Source organism: Pontibacter sp. GD7, assembly GCF_058216375.1.
In genome coordinates this window covers 50676-72127 of the sequence record NZ_JBYZMP010000010.1, presented here as the reverse complement: position 1 = coordinate 72127, position 21452 = coordinate 50676, and the positions used below count along the sequence as shown (strand labels likewise).

Annotated in this window: 17 protein-coding genes; 10 read left to right on the top strand and 7 right to left on the bottom strand. The window is 47.0% G+C overall.

The window, feature by feature from the left end; genetic code table 11:
• The first annotated feature begins 131 nt into the window (after positions 1-131).
• The 6 genes from AC4BAP_RS15095 (at position 132) to AC4BAP_RS15070 (ending at position 8527) form a co-directional block, all read left to right on the top strand.
• On the top strand, positions 132-1892 hold the full coding sequence (locus AC4BAP_RS15095) for an AMP-dependent synthetase/ligase (protein ID WP_490583500.1): 1761 nt from the start codon (positions 132-134) through the stop codon (positions 1890-1892).
• A gap of 268 nt (positions 1893-2160) precedes the next feature.
• A complete protein-coding gene (locus tag AC4BAP_RS15090; protein ID WP_490583499.1) occupies positions 2161-2595 on the top strand; it encodes a MarR family winged helix-turn-helix transcriptional regulator in 435 nt (144 codons plus the stop codon).
• A 24-nt stretch (positions 2596-2619) separates the two neighbouring features.
• Positions 2620-5022, top strand: coding sequence for a 3-hydroxyacyl-CoA dehydrogenase/enoyl-CoA hydratase family protein (locus AC4BAP_RS15085; RefSeq protein ID WP_490583498.1), 2403 nt, complete (start codon positions 2620-2622; stop codon positions 5020-5022).
• 85 nt (positions 5023-5107) lie between these two features.
• A complete protein-coding gene (locus AC4BAP_RS15080; RefSeq protein WP_490583497.1) occupies positions 5108-6286 on the top strand; it encodes a thiolase family protein in 1179 nt (392 codons plus the stop codon).
• A 37-nt stretch (positions 6287-6323) separates the two neighbouring features.
• Positions 6324-6677, top strand: a complete 354-nt coding sequence (locus AC4BAP_RS15075) for a four helix bundle protein (protein ID WP_490583496.1) — start codon at positions 6324-6326, stop codon at positions 6675-6677.
• A gap of 65 nt (positions 6678-6742) precedes the next feature.
• Complete coding sequence (locus tag AC4BAP_RS15070) at positions 6743-8527, top strand: acyl-CoA dehydrogenase FadE (protein ID WP_490583495.1); 1785 nt, start codon at positions 6743-6745, stop codon at positions 8525-8527.
• Between the two features lie 189 nt (positions 8528-8716).
• Here the strand turns inward: AC4BAP_RS15070 and AC4BAP_RS15065 are convergent, their stop codons facing one another.
• Positions 8717-10168: a hypothetical protein gene (locus AC4BAP_RS15065; RefSeq protein WP_490583494.1), complete on the bottom strand. Its 1452-nt coding sequence runs from the start codon at positions 10166-10168 to the stop codon at positions 8717-8719.
• A gap of 258 nt (positions 10169-10426) precedes the next feature.
• On the opposite strand from AC4BAP_RS15065, the gene AC4BAP_RS15060 reads away from it, so the two are divergent.
• Positions 10427-10627 carry a hypothetical protein gene (locus AC4BAP_RS15060; RefSeq protein WP_490583493.1) on the top strand — a complete coding sequence of 67 codons (201 nt, stop codon included), beginning with the start codon at positions 10427-10429 and terminating at the stop codon, positions 10625-10627.
• Between the two features lie 177 nt (positions 10628-10804).
• Here AC4BAP_RS15060 and recG read toward each other — a convergent pair whose 3' ends face one another.
• The 5 genes from recG to mutY form a co-directional block, all read right to left on the bottom strand.
• Positions 10805-12904 (bottom strand): ATP-dependent DNA helicase RecG, encoded by a 2100-nt coding sequence (gene recG / locus AC4BAP_RS15055; RefSeq protein WP_490583492.1) that lies wholly within the window; start codon positions 12902-12904, stop codon positions 10805-10807.
• Positions 12905-13684: 780 nt separating this feature from the next.
• Complete coding sequence (gene gldD, locus AC4BAP_RS15050; RefSeq protein ID WP_490583491.1) at positions 13685-14251, bottom strand: gliding motility lipoprotein GldD; 567 nt, start codon at positions 14249-14251, stop codon at positions 13685-13687.
• A 13-nt stretch (positions 14252-14264) separates the two neighbouring features.
• The gene (gene gldE / locus AC4BAP_RS15045) at positions 14265-15635 is read right to left on the bottom strand and encodes a gliding motility-associated protein GldE (protein ID WP_490583490.1); all 1371 of its coding nucleotides are present in this window, start codon (positions 15633-15635) and stop codon (positions 14265-14267) included.
• A gap of 26 nt (positions 15636-15661) precedes the next feature.
• Positions 15662-16117 carry a single-stranded DNA-binding protein gene (locus AC4BAP_RS15040; protein ID WP_490583489.1) on the bottom strand — a complete coding sequence of 152 codons (456 nt, stop codon included), beginning with the start codon at positions 16115-16117 and terminating at the stop codon, positions 15662-15664.
• 103 nt (positions 16118-16220) lie between these two features.
• Complete coding sequence (gene mutY / locus AC4BAP_RS15035; protein WP_490583488.1) at positions 16221-17312, bottom strand: A/G-specific adenine glycosylase; 1092 nt, start codon at positions 17310-17312, stop codon at positions 16221-16223.
• Between the two features lie 324 nt (positions 17313-17636).
• Here mutY and AC4BAP_RS15030 point away from each other — a divergent pair, with 324 nt between their 5' ends.
• The 3 genes from AC4BAP_RS15030 (at position 17637) to AC4BAP_RS15020 (ending at position 20670) form a co-directional block, all read left to right on the top strand.
• Complete coding sequence (locus AC4BAP_RS15030) at positions 17637-17942, top strand: HU family DNA-binding protein (protein ID WP_187068752.1); 306 nt, start codon at positions 17637-17639, stop codon at positions 17940-17942.
• 59 nt (positions 17943-18001) lie between these two features.
• Positions 18002-18865, top strand: a complete 864-nt coding sequence (locus AC4BAP_RS15025) for a tetratricopeptide repeat protein (protein ID WP_490583487.1) — start codon at positions 18002-18004, stop codon at positions 18863-18865.
• Between the two features lie 206 nt (positions 18866-19071).
• Positions 19072-20670, top strand: coding sequence for an Rne/Rng family ribonuclease (locus AC4BAP_RS15020; protein ID WP_490583486.1), 1599 nt, complete (start codon positions 19072-19074; stop codon positions 20668-20670).
• A 120-nt stretch (positions 20671-20790) separates the two neighbouring features.
• Here the strand turns inward: AC4BAP_RS15020 and AC4BAP_RS15015 are convergent, their stop codons facing one another.
• Positions 20791-21450 carry an outer membrane beta-barrel protein gene (locus tag AC4BAP_RS15015; protein ID WP_490583485.1) on the bottom strand — a complete coding sequence of 220 codons (660 nt, stop codon included), beginning with the start codon at positions 21448-21450 and terminating at the stop codon, positions 20791-20793.
• Positions 21451-21452: the final 2 nt, after the last annotated feature.

The following is a 21452-nucleotide window of genomic DNA, read 5'->3' as shown; positions in this document are numbered from 1 at the left end:
TATCAAATATTTATACCATGTAGTCTGGCAGTTTTGGAAAAAAATCCATAAAATGCGTATAGCATAACCTTAGCCGGTAATATTTACCGTAAACTCCTTAATTACTAAACTGAAGCTTAACCTATAACACCATGGAGATGACCCGCATGTTTGACTTGCTGTCTAATCAGCTAGCCAACTATCCTCAACCAGATTGCCTTGCTGCCAAAGAGAACGGACAGTGGGTAAAGTATAGCACCCAGGATGTGCAAGACTACGCCAACAAAGTCAGCCTTGGCTTGCGCAAGCTTGGTATCGGAAAAGAAGATAAGGTGGCTATTGTGTCGTTTAACCGACCTGAGTGGGTGTTTGCGGATTTTGGTATTCAGCAGTTGGGCGCCATCAGTGTGCCGATGTACCCAACCATAACAGTAGAGGACTATAATTACATCTTCAAAGATGCTGAGGTGAAGGTGGTTTTTGTGGCTGATGCTTCTTTGTATAGCAAGGTGAGTGCAGCCACTGCCGGGCTGGATAGCGTTAAAGAGATCTATACTTTCGACAGAATAGAAGGTGCTAAGCATTGGAGTGAAGTGCTTGACCTGGCCAAAGGTGAAGATGTGCAGCAACTGGAGCCACTAAAGGCAGCCGTAAAGCCGGAAGACATCCTAACCCTTATTTATACTTCTGGTACAACCGGAAGCCCTAAAGGCGTTATGCTGACGCATGACAACATCATGAGCAACGTAAGGGGTACTATGCCTTATGTGCCGGTTAATCAGGAGCACAGAGCGCTTAGCTTCCTGCCGCTTTGCCATATTTTTGAGCGCATGCTTTTATACTTATACATGCGCATTGGGGTGTCTATCTACTACGCCGAAAGTATAGAGAAAGTAGCCGACAACCTGAAAGAGGTACAGCCGCATGTGTTTACCACAGTGCCACGCCTGCTCGAGAAAGTATACGACAAGATTGTGGCCAAAGGCATGGAGCTGACAGGTGTTAAGCGCAAGCTGTTCTTCTGGGCCCTTGAGCTTGGCTTAAAGTATGATACCCGCACCGACCAGGGCTGGTGGTACAACAAGCAGTTGGAACTGGCCAATAAGCTTATCTTCAGCAAATGGCGCGAGGCCCTGGGGGGCAACGTAAAAGTTGTGGTATCGGGTGGCGCTGCCCTGCAGGCGCGTTTGGCGCGTGTATTCTGGGCTGCCAACATACGCGTAATGGAAGGTTACGGCCTTACTGAGACTTCGCCGGTAATTTCGGTGAACCGCTTTGAGCCGGAGAATAACGTAATTGGCACCGTGGGTATGGCCATAGATGGTGTAGAGGTGAAAATTGCAGAAGAGGATGGTGAGATCCTGACGCGTGGGCCGCATGTAATGAAAGGCTATTACAAGCGACCTGACCTTACTGCCGAGGTGATCGATAAAGATGGCTGGTTCCATACAGGCGATATCGGAACCCTGGTCGAGGGTAAATACCTGAAGATCACGGACCGCAAAAAAGAAATGTTCAAAACATCGGGTGGTAAGTATGTAGCGCCACAGCCGATAGAGAACAAGCTGAAGGAATCTGTAGTGATCGAGCAGGCCATGGTAGTAGGTGAAGGGCAGAAGTATGCCGCCGCACTGATTGTGCCGTCGTTTGCAGGTTTGCAGGACTGGTGCCAGCATAAAGGTATAAAATATACCACAGACGAAGAGATGATCGAAAAGCCTGAGATAGTTGATAAGTTCCGCCGCGAGGTTAACAAGGCAAATGAAACACTTGCGCAGTACGAAACAATCAAGAAGTTCAGGCTGCTGCCACACATGTGGACGATAGAGTCTGGAGAGCTGACTGCTAAGCTAAGTATAAAGCGTAAGGTGATCTCGGCAAACTATAAAGATATAATTGATAGTATGTTTTAATACCTAAAACAAAAAGGCCCCTCTTGCAGGGGCCTTTTTGTTTACTAGTGTTCCGATCGGGTGCCTTTCCTGGTAGTTTAAAATAATTGAAGTCTTCTTAGAAATAAGAGGGCTTTTTTTGTGTGGTTACCGTAAGAAGTATGCACTCATAACAATTACTCCGAGAGCTGTTTGCCTGTGTGCTATAGTTGAGATTTTATAAAATTCTCAAAAATAGTATGCAAGCATAACATTTTTTTATATATTTGGTATACACCAATAACACTCCATGAAGCCTGAAGAAACAGTAGATTATAATTTTAAAGTATGCTGGCATGCCATTTCGCGCATGTATAACGCAGAGGCAATTCAGAATGATATTACAACATCCATAGGGTTTGTGTTGTTAAACATTGACCAGGAAGCAGGTACGCCGGCAACAAAAATTGCCCCGCTGCTTGGCCTGGAGGCACGAAGCCTTACCCGAATCCTGAAAAGTATGGAAGAGAAGAAACTGATATATAAAGTTTCTGACCCCTCGGATAAGCGTTTGGTGCGGATATTCCTGACAGAAAAGGGGCTTGAGAAAAAAGAGGTAGCCAGGAGAACGGTAAAGCACTTTAACACGAAGGTGCGCGAAGAGATACCGCAAAAAGAGCTTGAGACCTTTTTTAGCGTTTGCAGCCGCATACTTGGCATGATCGAGAATAAAGACATCTTTTAAATAATAGACAACCTTAGCTATTCTATGAAGAGAATAATTAAAAAAGTAGCCGTGCTTGGCTCAGGAGTAATGGGCTCACGCATTGCCTGCCACTTCGCCAACATCGGGGTGCAGGTGCTGCTGCTCGACATTGTTCCGAAGGAACTAACGCCGGCAGAGGAGAAGAAGGGCCTTACGCTGGATGATAAAGCTGTTCGCAACCGCAACGTAAACAGCCATTTGCAGGCAGCCATCAATTCTAATCCATCGCCGTTGTACCGCAAAGCCGATGCGCGCCTTATCCAGACCGGCAACTTTGATGATAACATGAAAGACATCGCCACTGCCGACTGGATCATAGAGGTGGTGGTAGAAAATCTTAAGATCAAGAAAGTGGTGTTTGACCAGGTTGAGCAATACCGCAAGCCAGGCACCCTGATCACAACCAACACATCGGGCATTCCGATCCACATGATGCTGGAGGGACGCTCTGATGACTTTAAAAAGCACTTCTGCGGCACGCACTTCTTCAATCCGCCACGCTACCTGAAGCTTCTGGAGATCATCCCGACACCGGAGACGGACAAAGAGGTAGTGGATTTCCTTATGCACTACGGGGATCTATACTTAGGCAAGACAACAGTACTGGCCAAAGACACGCCTGCCTTTATCGCCAACCGTGTGGGTATCTATGCCATTATGCAAGGCCTGCAGGTTATGAACAAGTTAGGCCTGAATGTGGATGAGGTTGACAAGATCTCAGGTCCGGTGATCGGCAGACCAAAGTCGGCCACGTTCAGAACGTTGGATGTAGTTGGTTTGGATACGCTTGCTAATGTGGCGAATGGCTTGTACCAGACCGGTGAGAAGGACGAGTCGAGGGAACTGTTTAAGTTGCCAGACTACCTGCAGAAGATGGTAGAGAACAAATGGCTGGGTGATAAATCCGGGCAGGGCTTCTACAAGAAAACTAAAGACGCCAAGGGCAAGACAGAGATTTTGACCCTTGACCTGAACACGATGGAGTACGGCCCTAAGCAGCGGCCGAAGTTCCAAAGCCTGGAGACGCTTAAGCCTATTGATGACCTGAAGAAGCGTATCAAGGCTTTCTCTAAGCAATCTGATAAAGCTGCACAATTCTTTAATGAGTCGCTTTATGGCCTGTTCCAGTATGTGAGCAACCGCATCCCTGAGATCTCTGACGAGCTGTACAGAATTGATGATGCCATGCGTGCCGGTTTTGGCTGGGAGCTTGGTCCGTTTGAGTACTGGGATGCCATCGGTGCCCGCGAAGGCGTACAGCGCATGATCGAGAACGGCTATCAGCCTGCCCGTTGGGTAGAGGAGATGCTGGAGCACGGCAAGGAGTCTTTCTATGTTGTAGAGAACGGTACCCGCCGCTACTACGACATCCAGAGCAAAGAATACAAAGCCATACCTGGTGCCGAAAACTTCATCATACTGGATAACCTCAGAAGCACTAAAACCATCTGGAAAAACAGCGGTGCCACTATACTTGACTTGGGAGACGGCATCCTGAATGTAGAGTTTCATTCTAAAATGAATACGCTAGGCGGCGATGTGATCCAGGGCCTGATGAAAGGCGTGGAACTGGCAGAGAAAGACTTTAGAGGCATGGTGGTTGGTAACCAGGGTGCCAACTTCTCAGCCGGCGCCAACCTGGGACTGGTATACATGTATGCGCTGGAGCAAGAATACGACGAGATCAATTTCATGATCAAACAGTTCCAGGATGCGATGATGCGCATGCGTTACTCTGCTATACCTGTAGTAGGCGCACCACACGGACTTACACTAGGTGGTGGTTGCGAGCTTAACCTGCACTGCGATCATGTGCAGGCCTCCGCAGAAACCTATATGGGCTTAGTTGAGTTTGGTGTTGGCTTGATACCTGGAGGCGGCGGTACTAAAGAAATGACGCTGCGTGCTGCGGATATGTATGCCGACGGTGACATTGAGTACAACGACCTGAAAAATGTATTCCTGACAATAGGTATGGCCAAAGTTTCCACCTCAGCTAAAGAGGCAAAGGATTTAGGATACATGCGCAAGTCTGACGGCATCACTATCAACAGTAACCGCCTGATAGCAGATGCGAAAGAGCACGCCATTATGCTTGCCGAAGCGGGTTATACGAAGCCGGTGCAGCGTACAGATATTAAAGTGCAGGGCAAAGGAGCGTTAGGTATGTTCCTGACGGGAGCGAATGCCATGTATACAGGGCGCTATATCTCTGAGCATGACAAGAAGATATCTGAAAAGCTGGCCTACGTGATGTGCGGTGGTGATTTATCTGCCGCAACCGAGGTAAGCGAACAATATCTGCTGGACCTGGAGCGTGAGGCATTCCTGTCGCTGACTGGTGAGCGCAAAACGCTTGAGCGTATCCAGAGCATCCTGACCACAGGCAAGCCGCTGAGAAATTAATGACTAATGAATAATGGAGAATGATTAAGCTCTTGTAAAAGAGAAATCAACGATCAGCCATTTAACAATTTAGCAATTAGAAAATATGAACAATGCATATATCGTAGCCGGATTTCGCAGCGCAGTAGGTAAAGCACCACGTGGCGTTTTCCGTTTCATGAGACCCGATGACCTGGCCGCCGATGTCATCAAACACCTGATCCAGTCTGTGCCTTCACTGGATCCTGAGCGGGTAGATGACCTGATCGTGGGGAACGCGGTGCCAGAGGCAGAGCAGGGCTTACAAATTGGCCGTATGGTGTCGTTGCTGGCTTTGCCCATGTCGGTGAGTGGCATGACGGTGAACCGTTACTGCGGATCAGGCCTGGAAACAATAGCTATTGCAGCCAACCGTATCCAGGCTGGCATGGCCGACTGTATCATAGCTGGCGGTACAGAGTCTATGTCGCTGGTGCCAACGGCTGGCTGGAAAACAGTTCCTAACTATAAGATCGCCAAAAACCACCCGGACTGGTACCTGAGCATGGGTTTAACGGCTGAGGCTGTTGCCAATGATTATGATGTTTCACGTGAAGACCAGGACGAGTTCGCTTATAACTCGCATAAGAAAGCGCTGAACGCCATCGAGAAAGGCTACTTCAAAGACCAGATCGTCCCTATAACTATAGAGGAAACCTACCTGGATGATAATGGAAAGAAAAAGACACGCACTTATACCGTAGACACCGATGAAGGCCCGCGTGCCGATACTTCTATGGAAGCGCTGGCAAAATTAAAGCCGGTATTTGCTGCAGGCGGTACGGTAACGGCCGGTAACTCTTCTCAAACATCTGATGGGGCTGCCTTTGTGATTGTGATGAGTGAGCGTATGGTGAAGGAGCTGAACCTGGAACCAATTGCACGTCTGGTAAGCTACGCGACTGGCGGCATTGACCCACGCATTATGGGTATGGGGCCAATCGCTGCAGTGCCGAAGGCCCTTAAAATGGCCGGCATGACGCTCAACGACATTGACCTTATTGAAATGAACGAGGCCTTTGCAGCACAATCAATCGCCGTAATGCGCCACCTGGAGTTTGACCCGGATAAGCTGAATATAAACGGAGGTGCCATTGCACTCGGTCACCCGCTGGGCTGCTCCGGTGCCAAGCTGTCTGTGCAGCTCTTCAGCGACCTGCGCCGCACCGGAGGCAAGCACGGCATCGTAACTGCCTGTGTTGGCGGAGGCCAGGGCGTGGCAGGTGTGTTTGAGCTTTTAAAATAGACATTGGACTCAAGACGTAAGACACAAGACTTCTTTAATGCATAATTTTAAAGAGTTGATTATCTGGAAAGAAGGCATGGCCTTAGCAAAGGCTGTGTATCAAAACTCAGCTTCTTTTCCTGCAAATGAAAAGTATGGTCTTACATCTCAGATAAACAGATCCGCAGTGTCTATACCTTCAAATATTGCTGAAGGTGCAGGAAGGGGCTCCAATAAAGAGTTTATTCAATTTCTGAATGTAGCATTAGGTTCGGCTTTCGAACTTGAAACACAGCTGCTCTTAGCAAATGCTTTTGGGTTTTTATCTGAAGATAAACTTGAAAAGCTGTTAGACCAGCTTCGCAAAATTCAGAGAATGATTGATGGATTTAAAAAGAAATTAAAAGGCTAAGCTTAAGAGCAAGTCTTAAATCTTGTGTCTTATGTCTTGTGTCAAAAAACAAAAAGACTAAAACAATGGAAACTAAAACATCAACAATCAAAGGAGGAGAGTTCCTGATCAAAGAAACTGATCCGCAGGACGTGTTTACGCCTGAGGAGTTTAATGAAGAACAGCGCATGATGGCGCAGACTTGCCTTGACTTTGTAGAGAATGAGGTAAGGCCACTACTGGACCGACTAGATAACCACGAAGAAGGCCTGATGGAAAGCCTGATGAAAAAAGCAGGTGAGCTTGGGCTATTTGCTGTGTCGGCACCAGAGCAGTATGGTGGCCTGAACATGGACTTCAACACGTCGTTGTTGGTAACTGAATCAGTTGGCGGCGGACACTCTTTCCCGGTGGCATTTGCGGCGCACACGGGTATAGGCACTTTGCCAATTTTATACTTTGGCACCGAAGAGCAAAAGCAAAAGTATATCCCGAAGCTGGTTAGCGGCGAGTGGATGTCGGCTTACTGTTTAACTGAGCCGGGTTCCGGTTCGGATGCGTTGGCTGCCAAAACAAAGGCAGTGTTAAATGAGGCTGGTACTCACTACATCCTGAACGGACAGAAAATGTGGATCACCAATGCAGGCTTTGCAGATGTGTTCATTGTTTTCGCGCAGGTGGATGGTGATAAGTTCACAGGCTTTATTGTAGAGAAAGACTACACAGGCTTAAGCTTAGGTAACGAAGAGCATAAGATGGGTATCAAAGGCTCATCAACACGTCAGGTGTTCCTGTCGGATTGTGAAGTGCCGAAGGAGAACGTGTTAGGTGAAATTGGCAAGGGCCATTTGATCGCTTTCAATATCCTGAACATTGGTCGTATCAAGCTTTGTGCTGCTACACTGGGTGCTGCTAAAAAAGTGGCTGACCAGTCTGTAAAGTATGCAAACGAGCGTCACCAGTTTAACATGCCTATCTCCAAGTTTGGGGCAATCCGCCATAAACTGGCAGAGCAGGCTATCCGGATCTATGCAGTAGAGTCGGCGCAGTACCGTGCAGGCATGGACATCTACCGTAAAGAGCAGGAGCTTATGGCTGCCGGCAAGAACGAGAATGAGGCATTGCTGGGTGCTGCCCGTGAGTTTGCCGTAGAGTGCGCCATGCTAAAGGTAGAGGGTTCTGAAGTGCTGGACTATGTAGTGGATGAGGGTGTGCAGATCTATGGTGGCTACGGCTTCTCTGCAGACTACCCAATGGACCGTTCTTACCGCGACTCACGCATCAACCGCATCTTCGAGGGTACAAATGAGATCAACCGCATGCTTACTGTAGACATGATTCTGAAGAAGGCGATGAACGGGGAGCTTGATCTGATGGGACCAGCACAGGCAGTTCAGCAGGAGCTAATGGCTATTCCTGACTTTAGTTCTGAGGAAGAGTCGTTGTTCTCTGCAGAGCATAAAGCCATCCGTAACCTGAAGAAAGCTATTCTAATGGTAGCAGGTATTGCGGTGCAGAAGTATATGAACTCACTTGCCAAAGAGCAGGAGATACTCATGAACATTGCCGATATGGCTATTAAGACCTATGTAGCAGAGTCTACTTTGCTGCGCGTTGAGAAGCTTGTAGGGCAGCGTGGCGAAGAGGCTCTTGCCAAGCAGATAGACATCGTGCGCGTGGTAATAAACGATGCCGTAGATGCATGCTTTATCGCTGGTAAAGATGCCATAGCATCTATGGCCGAGGGCGATGAGCAACGCCTGTTATTTATGGGGCTAAAGCGTTTTACGAAGAAGGATCTCTTCAATACAAAAGAAGCCCGTCGTCGTATAGCAGCCGCCATGATTGAGGCAGACGAATACGTATATTAATTCTGACCACTTATAGTTTGGAAAGGCCATCTCTTTAAGGGGTGGCCTTTTTGTTTTGGCTACTGCTGCTGCTTTGCTGCCAGCGCCTCGTAGAGTAAAGAAACTATACTTGGAGAATAAAGATATGGCAAGTAAGTAGGACTTGTCATGTTGGCCTTAAAACAGTGTATGTCTAAACTGGATCAAGCCTTACTTCAGCTGTATATGGCTCAATCTAAGTCCCTCAGCTTTTTTGCTGGGGCGTATCACCGTAATGATGTTCTTGTCTGTAAGCCAGGCAGTGAAATCTTTTACATAGGCCAAATTCCTGTCATTGGCCACATTAATGCCTACAGGTTTAGCGACAGTAACCTGACCAGAGTTGCTGTCGATCTGGCGCAGGTATAGATCATACTTTCCGTTAAGCTCTTCCAGGGTTAGCAGGTGTATGGTACTATCGCTTGCTTTGGTACGGTAAGAAATGCCGCTAAAGGCCTCATCGGCCGGAGCTTTCTGCTGTTTACGCAATACAGCGTTCCAGGCAGTGCTCATGTACTCATCATAAGTAAACAGATGGAGGTCTTCGGCAAAGTATGGGGCATCCTCTCCGCCTTCAGTATACTTCTTTTCGGCAATTACTGTCAGTTTGCCGTTGTCCGATAACAAAAGGTCTGATAGGTAGATATCCTCCAGGCGTGGCTCAGGATTGCTTTTGCCAGGAGGGACAACCTTTTCTACGTAGGCTTTCGTGAATTTGAATTCATCGGCAAATATCATGTCGTTTGCCTCAAAATCGAATTTTACGGCCTTAAGGCTGTAGTATCTGCCGGTTTCCTCTTCCGCTGTCAGCACGGCGCCATACAGGGTGTTATTGGGCATCAGTTCAAACCTGGAGTCCAGAATGTATACCTTACTACCGTTGTATACTCCGCCAACCAGCACGCTCATTACCGTTGCCTGAGAGGTACTGGTGGTGTACTGGCGAACTGTTAAACGGTTCATGTTGTCAGATATCAGGCATACGTACTGCTCTCCGGTGTTGCTTACTTTTACCTCTGTGGTAAGTATACCGCTTATGTCGTTCAGGTTATACTTCCGGTCTGCTATCTTTTGGAGGTTAACATCAAACAAGACACCACTAATGTCATTTATCTGCTGGTTGTTGTCCGTGTGGTAACGGTACGCCAGCAACTTAGAACCGTCTGGGGAATGGGCTATACTTGCACGACGACCTTTTGCGGGAGATTCCAGCAATAACACAGCACTTTGCTTTTCGCCGTTTTGCAAATTAACGCGGTATGCATGCAGCAGCTGCTTTTCATCCGTTTTTCGAAGTGTTATAACAACAGCTGAAACAGGCGAAGTATAAAAAGCTTCAACGGTTTCGGTCTCCGTTAAGGGGATACTGGCACTCCACGATTTCTTCAGGCTGGCATTATACTTCTCCACAGAATAGGCGCTGCTTGCCTGCCTGCTAAGTATAACGAACTCATTCTGGTTTAGCGCTATAGTTTTTTGTGGCACACGCTGGTTATACTCATCCCCGTTTTTCTCGGGCAAATAAACAAAGTCTGCCGCAGCCTTCAGTTTAGATTGAGCACCAACCTCTGATGAGTACAGAAAAAGGCAAAACAGGAACAAAGTATAGACAATGCGTTGCATCACTGGAATAAAGCTTAAGATTACGGTTGTAAATGTATTAACGATGAGGTTATCCGGCAAGTATAGCACCGACACTATTGTTTCGCGTGGAACCCAAACATGTATTTGTCAACATATTCAGATATAGCTCTAAATTAAGTGCGATCGCATAAAAATTAAAGGTGAACAGTAGTTTTTAGAGGGTGTTTACCCAATACGCCTGTGGCGAGACAACTTATAGTATGGCTTTTGAGTACAGCAAAGAACATAATTCACACTATGAAATCTATACTCAAGCTCTTTTTGTTTATGAGCATAATCCTCATAAGCAAATACACAAAAGAAAATGAGATAGCGACAGCAAGTGCAACTATGAAAACTAGCAACGTGAGGGCATCATTTACTAATTTTCAACAGAAGGTTGATAAAGCAAATGAGAAAGAGGAGTCAGATAAGAAGGCTGCCGAGGTAGTTTACTAATAACAGGAGGATTGTAGGGGAGAAAAATTTACAAAAGACAAATCAAGCAGGGGCGTTTTCAAGAGGGTGTGCAAAAAGTACGTCCGGTTGTTTCTGAAGCTATAGCAAATTCTGATTTTTTAGCTTAGTGCTGTGGCACTAAAACAGGAGGCATTATAAAGGCAAGCTAATAACTTATTAGCTGATCCGGCTCCAGTTTACGGTATTGGCGCTTAGCGACTGTATGTGCCTGCGTATGTTGGCGTGTTGCGGGTGTTCCAGCTGAGGATCCTGCTCCAGCACACGCTGCGCGGCTGCACGTGCTTCCTGAAGTATGGGCGCGTCTTTTGCCAAGTCAGAAATGAGCAGGTCCAGCACACCGCTTTGCTGTGTACCCATCAAATCGCCGGGGCCACGTAGTTTCAGGTCTATGTCGGCTATCTCGAAGCCATTGTTGGTGCGTACCATAGTTTCCAGCCTCGTTTTACTATCCTTGCTCAGCTTGTAGCCGGTCATCAGTATACAGTAACTCTGCTCCGCCCCCCGACCCACACGGCCACGCAACTGGTGCAGTTGCGACAAACCAAACCTCTCGGCACTCTCGATGATCATAACAGAGGCATTGGGTACATTCACGCCAACTTCGATTACTGTAGTAGCCACCATAATTTGGGTTTCGTTTCGGACAAAGCGCTGCATTTCGTAATCTTTGTCCTGCGGCTTCATTTTTCCATGCACCATACTTACCTTATACTCCGGAAAAGCACGCTGCACACTTTCAAAGCCATCCATCAGATCTTTGTAGTTCTCCATCCCCTCCGATTCCTCGATCAAAGGGTACACAATGTATACTTGGCGGCCTAGTTTAATCTGGTCGCGTACAAATTGGAACACGCGCAGGCGGTGCGAGTCGAAACGGTGTACCGTTACGATTTCTTTACGGCCAGCCGGCAACTCATCAATCACCGACACATCAAGGTCACCATACAGCGTCATGGCCAGGGTGCGCGGAATTGGAGTGGCTGTCATTACAAGCACATGCGGAATCACGCGCGGGTTCTTGCGCCACAGTTTAGAGCGTTGCTCCACGCCAAAGCGGTGTTGCTCATCCACAATACATAGGCCCAGATTCTGGAACTGCACCACATCCTCAAGCAAAGCATGCGTGCCCACAATCATTTTCATGTCGCCAGAGCGCAGTTGCTCGTGCAGCACTTTGCGGTCTTTGGTCTTGGTAGAGCCGGTTAGTTTGCCCAGATTTATACCCAGCCTGTCTGCGAAAGCCTTTAGGCCCACATAATGCTGGTCTGCCAGGATTTCAGTAGGCGCCATCAACACCGACTGTGCCCCGTTGTCCGCAGCAATCAGCATGGTGATAAAGGCCACGATGGTTTTGCCCGAACCCACATCGCCCTGCAACAGGCGGTTCATTTGCTTGCCAGCAGTCAGGTCACCGTAAATCTCCTTCACCACACGCTTTTGCGCATTGGTCAGGTCAAAGGTCATGTGGTTTTTGTAGAAGTCAGTGAGTGCGGAGGTATTTTTAAAGATTTGGCCTTTGAGGTCGGCTTTGCGCACCACTTTTTGCCTGAACAGGCGCAGCTGTATGTAAAAAAGCTCTTCAAACTTCAGCCTGAACTTAGCCGCATTATACTTCTCCGTAGACTGCGGGAAATGTATGTTGATTAGCGCGGTGCGTTTATCCGTGAGGCGGTAGTGGTCAATCAGGTCGGGGGCAAGGGTTTCCTGTATGTTGGGTACCGCCAGCTTTAGCAAATGCTCCATCATTTTGCTAATGGCTTTGCTATCGATGCGGTGGGCTTTTAGTTTTTCGGTAGTATGGTAAACTGGCTGCAGAAAGGCATTGGTCTGTTTCTCTTCTCCTACTTCCTCCATCTCGGGGTGCGCCATACTAAACCTCCCGTTAAACTCAGTTGGCTTCCCAAACACAATGTAGTCGGCGTGGTTTTTCAGCGATTTCTGCATCCACTTTACACCCTTAAACCATACCAGTTCCAGCTGGTCGCCGTTCTCGTCTACCAAAGTGGCAGCCAGGCGTTGTTTACGGCCTTCGCCTAGTAACTCTTTGCCACGCACGCGGCCGCGCACCTGTACATAGGGCATACTTTCGTCCAGCTCCGCCACCTTGTAAAACTGGGTGCGGTCCAAATAGCGGAAAGGGTAGTGTTGTATAAGGTCTCCGTAGGTGAAGATCTGCAGCTCTTTCTGCAGCAGCTCCGCCCGCATCGGCCCCACGCCTTTCAGGAACTCTATTTTTGTATGGAAAAAGTTGGTCACGCCTGCGGCGAATTATGAATTACGAATTCAGAATTATAAATTATGAATTAGCTCAAAAGTACTGCTTCCCTGATTGTAGGTTATACTTTGGCTAATTTAGAAAGCTGACTTTACGTAAGAATGATCTTTGCAGCTGTACAAGATACAAATTTAATCAAAAGCCTTGATAGGTGTAAGTGGGGGATAGGGTTTTATACTTGATTTGCTTTGAAGTATGACGTGCTGGAATTGGTAAAAAGACTTTGCTATACTTTCTGGTAGCTGTTATTCCTCAGTCTTACTTGCCTATTGTTTCACTTCTGGCTTTGGTGCGCTCAAGGCGGGGGAAGGGGCCCTCTTTAAGCGAGGCCTCGCCTTCGGGCATCGCGCGGTGTACCTGAAGCTGCCTCCGCTCTGCTCCGGCTGCCTCACTCCGTTCGGCACCGCAACAGCTACAAGGCGCTCAACCCAAAGGCTGGAATGGACACTTCTTAGTAAACGGCTGATGCAGCTGGCAAGCAAGTATAAACCTCGATTCTTAGGGACAGGTCGTGACCTGTCCGAGGAATATCGATAGCTATGAAACTTACATTTTGGTTAATCAAAGGCCGAGATTCCCCTCTCGAGAGGGGCAGGGGTGTGTTTACACTTTCTTAGAAACAAGTCATTTCCTGCCTAAGGAAGAGTGTTAGCAGCAAAACTCTTCAGACACTCGCAGGAGCGGAGACCAGCCCCGTAGTATTTCGGGGACGCTGGGAGGTCTTATTGCTGACCTAACAACCAATAACCATCAACCAACAACTACTTCTTCCCCGTCCACTTTAGGGTGTTCAGCATATGGATCACGTCCTTCTTTACAAACTCGATGATAGGAGCCAGGGAGTCGTTTTGGGTGGCCGTTCTGAAGTATAAAGCACCTCTTAAAAAATGCTTGCTAGAATCGGTAACATAGAACTGGAACTGGCTTGGCACTTCGCCTTCCAGCTCAAACACGGAGGCGATCTCGCCTGTAGGTGTTTTTACCTCGGTTTCCTCGATGGAGTAAGCCTTAATCTGGTGCTTGCCAGTTAGCTTGCGGGCATCCTCGATCATGTTGTTCAGTTCTTCGTCGCTGCCTTGCAGGTCTTTGTAAGTCAGCTGCACATCTGCGCCAAGGCCAGGATAGATAATATGAATCCAGTGCGGCTCTGCTATCATAGAAGAGTCGGGGCGGATTTTGGCATGGCTGGAGTACTCGAACGTATAAGGGTGCTCCTCTTGCAGGGACTTGTATGTTTGCTCGGGCAGGTCGATGCGGTTATAGCCCTTGGGCTTTGGCGTATACTCTGCGCCACAGGCTACCATGCTGGCCGCTAAGCCAAACCACATAAACAGTTTTAACCTAGCTAGCTTTATGGTAGTGTTCCTTTTTGTTTCTGACATTGATCTTTACTCGTTTTACGCGCTTGGCATCAGCCGACTCCACTGTAAAATGATAACGGCCAAAGCTTGCTTCTTCGCCTACGCGCGGAATCCGTGAGAACATTGCCAGCATCAGGCCGGCAACGGTTTCGTTCTCGCCTTTTACCTCGTTAAAGGCATCAAAAGGCAGTTCCGCTATTTTACACAGGTCGTGCAGCGATGTTTTACCATCAAAGATAAAAGTATTTTCGTCGAGTTGTGAGTAAATGATATCGTCATCGTCGTCAAACTCATCGTTGATCTCGCCTACAATTTCCTCGATGATGTCCTCTAAGGTTAGAAGTCCGGCTGTCGTGCCATACTCGTTCACTACAATGGCCATATGCACGTGCTTGTCCTTAAAATCCTGGTAAAGGTCGGCAATGCGTGTGGTATCGGCTACAAAGAATGGCGGCCTTATCAGTTTCTGCCACTCAAAGTCATCGCCCTGTTCTAAGTATGGCAACAGGTCCTTCACATAAAGTATACCTTCGATCTTATCAGTGTTTTGGGTATAAACCGGAACGCGTGAGTAACCCCACTTAACGATAAGCGGAAGCAGCGCTGTAAACTTTGTACTGGTACTAAAGGCAATGATGTCGATACGGGGTTTCATGATCTGGCGCACTGTAATTGCTCCAAAATTCACGACACCACGTAATATCTTGCGCTCTTCCGGCGATGTGTCCTCGTTTGTAAGGGCCACGTCCAGGCTGTGGTGCAGTTCCTCTATCGTATGGTTATAGCCCCGAATGATGTAGTGCTTTTCAATATAGCTGCTGATACCCGACATAATCCAGGAAAGCGGCTTCGCCACTGCCTGCATGTACCTGATAAGCGGAACAGTATTGCGGGCTACCTGGAGGCGTTTTTTCTGCACATATACTTTAGGCAGCAGTTCGCCAAAGAACACAATAAAGAACGTTACAAAAAGCAATGCCGCTACCATGGTAACCACCGGCAGACTGCGGGTGCCAAACAGTTGCCATGTTACATAAGCGAAAAGTGTAATGATGCTTACATTAATGCCATTGTTAAACACCAGCAGGGTGTTGAGTAAGTTACGAGGGTGTTGCAGCAGGTTATAGATGGTTCGCTCCGTTGGGTTGGAGCTTGTTCTGCATTTGTCCAGTTCTTTCTCAGTGAGAGAAAAAAAAGCTGCTTCTGCCCCGGATACCAGGGCAGAAAGCAGCAATAGGATGAAGCAGGCAAAAGCTGCTGCGATATATTCTATTCTGAGTTGCTCAAACGAAGTTTGTAATAACTGAAGTAAGCTATAACTCAGGGGGTCTCCGGGGTCTGTACTTTCCAAAATCAATTAATTTGGTCTAACATGTTTTAGAACGGCAGGTCATCTGGCTCGTCGTTCTGGGCTACAGATGCATTACCATAGTTGCTGCTGCCGCTGCCTGATGCAGAAGATGCAGACTCCTGATAGCCTGTGCTGCCGTTCCCGTCGCCGCCACGACCACCTAACATGGTCATGTTGTCGGCTACGATCTCGGTGCTGTAGCGCTGATTGCCTTCTTTGTCCTGGTACTGGCTTGTACGGATCTTGCCTTCGATAAAAACAGACTGGCCTTTGCGCAGGTATTTCTCTGCCACTTCAGCCAAGCCGCGCCACAATACAACATTGTGCCACTCGGTTTTCTCAACTCTTTGTCCGGATTTGTCTTTGTAAGATTCGGAGGTTGCCAGTGGGAATCGGGCTACAGCCACACCACCTTCTAAATGACGTACTTCCGGGTCTTTGCCCAGATTTCCGATCAGGATTACTTTGTTTACACTTGCCATGCTTTTTTGTCTTTAATGTTAAATTTAATTGGGCTACTCCGACAACCTAGCCGGAGGCAATATGGCTTACTGAACTACAAATATAATGTTATATAAGTTCAGTTTATAAATGTATTAAAATCTTAGCATCTTTCAAATAGTTATTCATCAAAACAGGCTTCGGAAGTTCATCTATTTTTTCGGGACTATACAATGCTAGGCGGGCCTCTTGAAGCACCTCTTCTTTTAAACGAGTTTTAAGCCTGAAATGATAGAATTGTGCCCTGATTTTTTGATGACTGAGTATGTGTTTATACACCTTGGAAGGAGGTGCCGCAGCAGCGGTTTTTAGCTCAATGCCAGCCTCGGTAAGCTCTTTCTCCAGCGCTTGCGGGGCCAGTTCCGGAGTGTCAGATTCGTAGAGATAAAAATCATAAAGCCCCTGCCAGATGTCGCCCTCCAGTCTTTTACGCAGGTAAAAGCTGCCCTCAAACTCCAGTACAATGTAATGGAAGAACCTTGGCCTGGCCGCCTTAGCCTTCGACTTTACGGGCAACTCCTGCACCATGCCGTTGTTAAAGGCAAAACAGCTTTGCTGCAAAGGGCAAAAGAGACAGTCGGGCATGACAGGGGTGCATTGTATGGCGCCAAATTCCATGATAGCCTGGTTGTAGGTATCCGGCTCGCTGGCGGGCACCAGTTCGTCGGCCAGTTTCTGGAAAACCTTACGTGATGCCGGTGCGGCAATATCTTCTGTAAGTCCAAACACGCGCGCCAGCACCCTGAACACATTGCCATCAAGCACAGCCACCTGCTCCCTGTAAGCAAATGCGGCAATAGCGGCGGCAGTATAGCTGCCCACTCCTTTTAGTTTTAGCAACTCCTCATACTTGTCCGGGAATTTGCCGCCATACTGCTCTACCACTATTTGGGCCGTATGGTGCATGTTGCGGGCCCGGGAGTAATAGCCCAGCCCCTGCCAAAGTCGGAGCACTTCGTCCTGTGGTGCCGCGGCCAGGTCCTGAACGGTAGGGTATGTTTCTACAAACTTCTGGTAATAGGGTAAACCCTGCGCTACCCGGGTTTGCTGAAGTATGACCTCTGACAGCCAGATAAAGTATGGGTTGGTTGTTTCGCGCCAGGGCAGGGCCCTTTTGTGCTTGCCGTACCACTGAATAAGGGCCTGAGAAAAAAAAGATGTTGGCTTAAATGCCATAGTATGAATTAATTGACTTCTTTCGTGTTGTGATGGAACAGGTAAAAGTAATCATTTGTTCTGAACGGAGCCTTAATCTGCGCCTGCATGAAATATAAGTAGTTGCAGGGCGTTAGGATGAGGCGCAGCTGGCATGGGGATTGCATAAAATCGAAAATTACAGGTAAAAAGGTAAGAATCAGTCTGTAATATTTTTCGCGAATGCTTTTACTTGTCGAAAAGTAAAATTACCTTTGTGCCCCGAAAATCAGCAAGTTGGTGTAACTGCCTGATTTATAAATGGTGGAAATTATCTTATTATTTAATTTATAAAAATCTAAGAAAGTGACTAAAGCAGAAGTAATATCAGAAATTGCTGATAAAACAGGGATTGATAAGGCGGATGTACAGGCTACAATTGAGGCTTTTTTCAAAGTAGTTAAAGACTCTATGGCTGATGGCAACAACATCTACGTGAGAGGTTTTGGTAGCTTTGTGAACAAGAAGCGCGCGAAGAAAGTAGCACGTAACATTTCCAAGAATACGTCTATCATCATCGATGAGCACTTTATTCCGAGCTTTAAGCCGTCTAAAACTTTCATCCAGAAGATTAAGAACAGCAAAAAGATCAAGGAATTAGCAACTGCTTAATTTTTTGTATCTTTGCTAATCAGATTTTGTAATCATTGATTCACTACTAGGTAAAAAGAATGTCACGGTCTCAAATACTAATCGTTGTACTAGCTATTGCGTTGGTTGCCGCCATGTTCTTTTTGCCTAAAGTAGTGGTCAACGATGACAAGGATAATCTGGCAAAAGGTGAAACCGCTGCCGCCATACCGGAAGGCCACTCAGAAGAGGATGGCCATAACCATGGTGCGGAGGGTGAAGCCATGGCAGATGTGCACACGACGGCTACGCCAGAGCAATTGCTGGCTTTAACCACGGCACGCGCCAAGTATAATAAAGCTACCGATACTCAGACAAAGAACCGCTTGGCAGCGGAGCTTGCCGCAGCTTATGCAACGGCCTCGAAGTATGACAGCGCAGGTTATTATTACGAAATAGCAGCTAAAGCCCGCGGTGGTGAGAAAAGCTATAAGAAAGCCGGCGACGCATACTACGAAGCATTTACATTTGCAGCAACACAGCAGCGTGCCGGCGAGTTAGGCGAGAAAGCGCGTAACATGTATGAGCAGGTGCTTAAAAACAACCCGTCTGACCTGGATGCGAAGACAAACGTTGCCATGACCTATATTGCCAGCTCAAACCCTATGCAGGGTATTATGCTGCTAAGAGAGGTGATCGCATCGGATCCGAACAACCAGAAGGCGCTGTTTAACCTGGGTATACTTTCTATCCAGTCTAACCAGTATGACAAGGCCGTAGAGCGTTTCCGTAATCTGGTGGCGGTTAACCCGCAACATGTAGAGGGCACGTTTTACCTGGCGTTATCATTAGCGAACACAGGCGAGAAAGAAGAAGCCAGGGCTTTATTTAACAAGGTAAAAGGCATGAGCAAAGATCCTGCACTTAACACCTCTGTTGATGAAGAGTTGGCTAAATTAAATTAGAGTTAAAGAATTTGTAAAACATAAACGTACAAGACTATGCCTTGCGGAAAGAAAAGAAAAAGACATAAGATCGCTACTCACAAAAGAAAGAAGCGCCTAAGAAAAAACAGACATAAGAAGAAGTAATTTCTTCTGCGTACGATGAGGCCCACATTGCACTGCAATAGTGGGCTTTGGTCTATACATCCAACTAATCATTGAGAGAATTGAGTAATGAACTAATTATCAATTCCACTCAGGATGGAGAGCGCATCGCTCTTTTGCAGGACAAACGACTGGTAGAGTATCACTTCGAGCGTAAAGACACAAATTACATCGTTGGCGATATTTTCCTGGGTACTGTAAAGAAAGTGATGCCAGGCCTAAACGCTGCTTTTATTGATATTGGTTACCAGAAGGATGCTTTCCTGCATTACCATGATCTGGGTGCCAATATCAAAACGCTTAATAAGTACCTGAAAGCAGCTCAGACTCAGAAGAACGCAACGCCTAAACTAAGCCAAGTAAAATTTGAGCCTGAGATAGACAAGCTGGGTAAAATAGCTGATGTTCTTAAAAAAGGACAGCAGCTGTTGGTTCAGATCGTAAAAGAGCCTATCTCTACTAAAGGCCCAAGACTTTCCTGCGAGTTATCCTTAGCAGGCCGGTTTTTGGTGCTGGTACCGTTCTCGAATACGGTCAGTGTATCCAAAAAAATTGTCAGTAAAGAAGAGCGCACCAGGCTTAAACGTTTGATCACGTCGATCAAGCCGGAGAACTTTGGTGTGATCATCAGGACCGTGGCAGAAGGCCGCGAGGTGGCAGAGCTCGACAGAGACCTGCGCAACATGCTCGCTAATTGGGAGGAAGGCTTTAAAGCGTTGAAAACGGCAAAACCTTGTGACAAAGTCATAGGCGAACTGAACCGTTCTTCTTCCATTTTGAGGGATTTGTTAAACGAGAGTTTTGACAACATAGTAGTTGACGATAGCCAACTGTATGAGGAGATCAAAACATACATCGGAAGTATTGCTCCGGATAAGTTAAAGATCCTGAAGCAGTATACCGGTAAAACCAAAACCTACGAACACTTCCACATCGAGAAACAGCTTAAGGCTGCATTCGGTAAAACAGTGACCATACCAGGAGGCGGATACCTGGTAATTGAGCACACCGAGGCACTGCATGTGATCGATGTAAATAGTGGGAATAAATCTAATACCGAAACCGATCAGGAGGCTACAGCGCTAAACGTGAACCTGATGGCTGCCAAAGAGGTAGCACGCCAGCTTCGCCTTCGGGATATAGGTGGTATCATTGTGGTAGACTTTATTGATATGAAGTCGCCGGAAAACCGCCAGAAAGTATACGAGGTTGTAAAAGAAGAACTTAAAAAAGACCGATCAAAATCTACGGTTCTTCCGATCTCGAAATTCGGCTTGATGCAAATAACACGGCAGCGTGTAAGGCCAGAGCAAAACATTGTAACCGGAGAGGTTTGCCCAACATGCAACGGCACCGGTAAAATTACAGCCAGTATACTGGTAACAGACGAAATTGAAGCAGCGGTAGACGACCTGCTGACAAGCCATAACCACAAAGGACTAACAATTTACCTGCACCCGTTTGTATACGACTATTACACCAAGGGTTTGATATCGAAGCAAACGAAATGGTTCTTTAAGTACTTTAAGTGGGTAAAGCTGGTAAAAGATACATCGCTGGGCATTACGGATTTTAAAGTAATGGATGATCGGGGCGATGAAATAGAACTGCGGGCCACTTATACTGATGTAAATGGGGCAAGCGACAAAGACGACGAGTAAATAATATATTTGCAACAAAAAAACCGTCCTGATATCTATCGGGACGGTTTTTTGCTTTAATGACTAACTGAAGGGCAGCTACTATAAAAGTATGGAGTTCAGCAGAAATGGAGCGCGCTACTAAAACTTCACGCCCACATCAAGTGAGAAGCTGTTGTTCTTGATGCTGATATTCTTGTCGGCTAGCACATCACGGTAATAATCGTCGATGTTGGAAAGGCCTCTGTGGTAAGTAATGCCTGCAAATATCTTAGTGCTTTCCCCCATCTGGAACTCGGCACCGCCGCCAAGTATGGCATCGGCCTCAAAAATGCTGAAGCGCTTCATTACTTTCTCGCCGTTGATCACTTTTTCGTTGTTCACGTTTGCCGATACCTTGGTGTTAAGCGAGCCTCCCACCTGGAAGTATAAAATAGTGCCGGGGGTTACTTCGTTGGTAAACAGCTTAAGTGTAACGGGCAATTCGATGTACTGGATAGAGTTATCATCCTGGGGTCTTATAGGGTTTCCACTTTCATCAGTACTTCTATAAGAAAGCTCACCGCCTTCGCTGCGATAAATTAAACCAGTACTGAACGCATAGTTCTGGGCAAAGAAATAATCGGCGATAACCCCTACGCCCAGGCCTAATTTTCCGCCCTCGTTCTTAAAGTTATACTTATCTTCGGCTATAAATCTTGGGCTTGAAATGGTGGGTGATACCATTAAACCAATTTCTACCTGGGCCATTGATGTAAAGCCGGCAAGTAAAAAGAGTAATAAGAGTGTGATTTTCTTCATAA

Bases quoted from the DNA above. Each gene is read 5' to 3' on its own strand.
- AC4BAP_RS15095 (WP_490583500.1), top strand. From the start codon at position 132: ATGGAGATGACCCGCATGTTTGACTTGCTGTCTAATCAGCTAGCCAAC.
- AC4BAP_RS15090 (WP_490583499.1), top strand. From the start codon at position 2,161: ATGAAGCCTGAAGAAACAGTAGATTATAATTTTAAAGTATGCTGGCAT.
- AC4BAP_RS15085 (WP_490583498.1), top strand. From the start codon at position 2,620: ATGAAGAGAATAATTAAAAAAGTAGCCGTGCTTGGCTCAGGAGTAATG.
- AC4BAP_RS15080 (WP_490583497.1), top strand. From the start codon at position 5,108: ATGAACAATGCATATATCGTAGCCGGATTTCGCAGCGCAGTAGGTAAA.
- AC4BAP_RS15075 (WP_490583496.1), top strand. From the start codon at position 6,324: ATGCATAATTTTAAAGAGTTGATTATCTGGAAAGAAGGCATGGCCTTA.
- AC4BAP_RS15070 (WP_490583495.1), top strand. From the start codon at position 6,743: ATGGAAACTAAAACATCAACAATCAAAGGAGGAGAGTTCCTGATCAAA.
- AC4BAP_RS15065 (WP_490583494.1), bottom strand. From the start codon at position 10,168: ATGCAACGCATTGTCTATACTTTGTTCCTGTTTTGCCTTTTTCTGTAC.
- AC4BAP_RS15060 (WP_490583493.1), top strand. From the start codon at position 10,427: ATGAAATCTATACTCAAGCTCTTTTTGTTTATGAGCATAATCCTCATA.
- gldD (WP_490583491.1), bottom strand. From the start codon at position 14,251: ATGTGGTTTGGCTTAGCGGCCAGCATGGTAGCCTGTGGCGCAGAGTAT.
- AC4BAP_RS15040 (WP_490583489.1), bottom strand. From the start codon at position 16,117: ATGGCAAGTGTAAACAAAGTAATCCTGATCGGAAATCTGGGCAAAGAC.
- mutY (WP_490583488.1), bottom strand. From the start codon at position 17,312: ATGGCATTTAAGCCAACATCTTTTTTTTCTCAGGCCCTTATTCAGTGG.
- AC4BAP_RS15025 (WP_490583487.1), top strand. From the start codon at position 18,002: ATGTCACGGTCTCAAATACTAATCGTTGTACTAGCTATTGCGTTGGTT.
- AC4BAP_RS15015 (WP_490583485.1), bottom strand. From the start codon at position 21,450: ATGAAGAAAATCACACTCTTATTACTCTTTTTACTTGCCGGCTTTACA.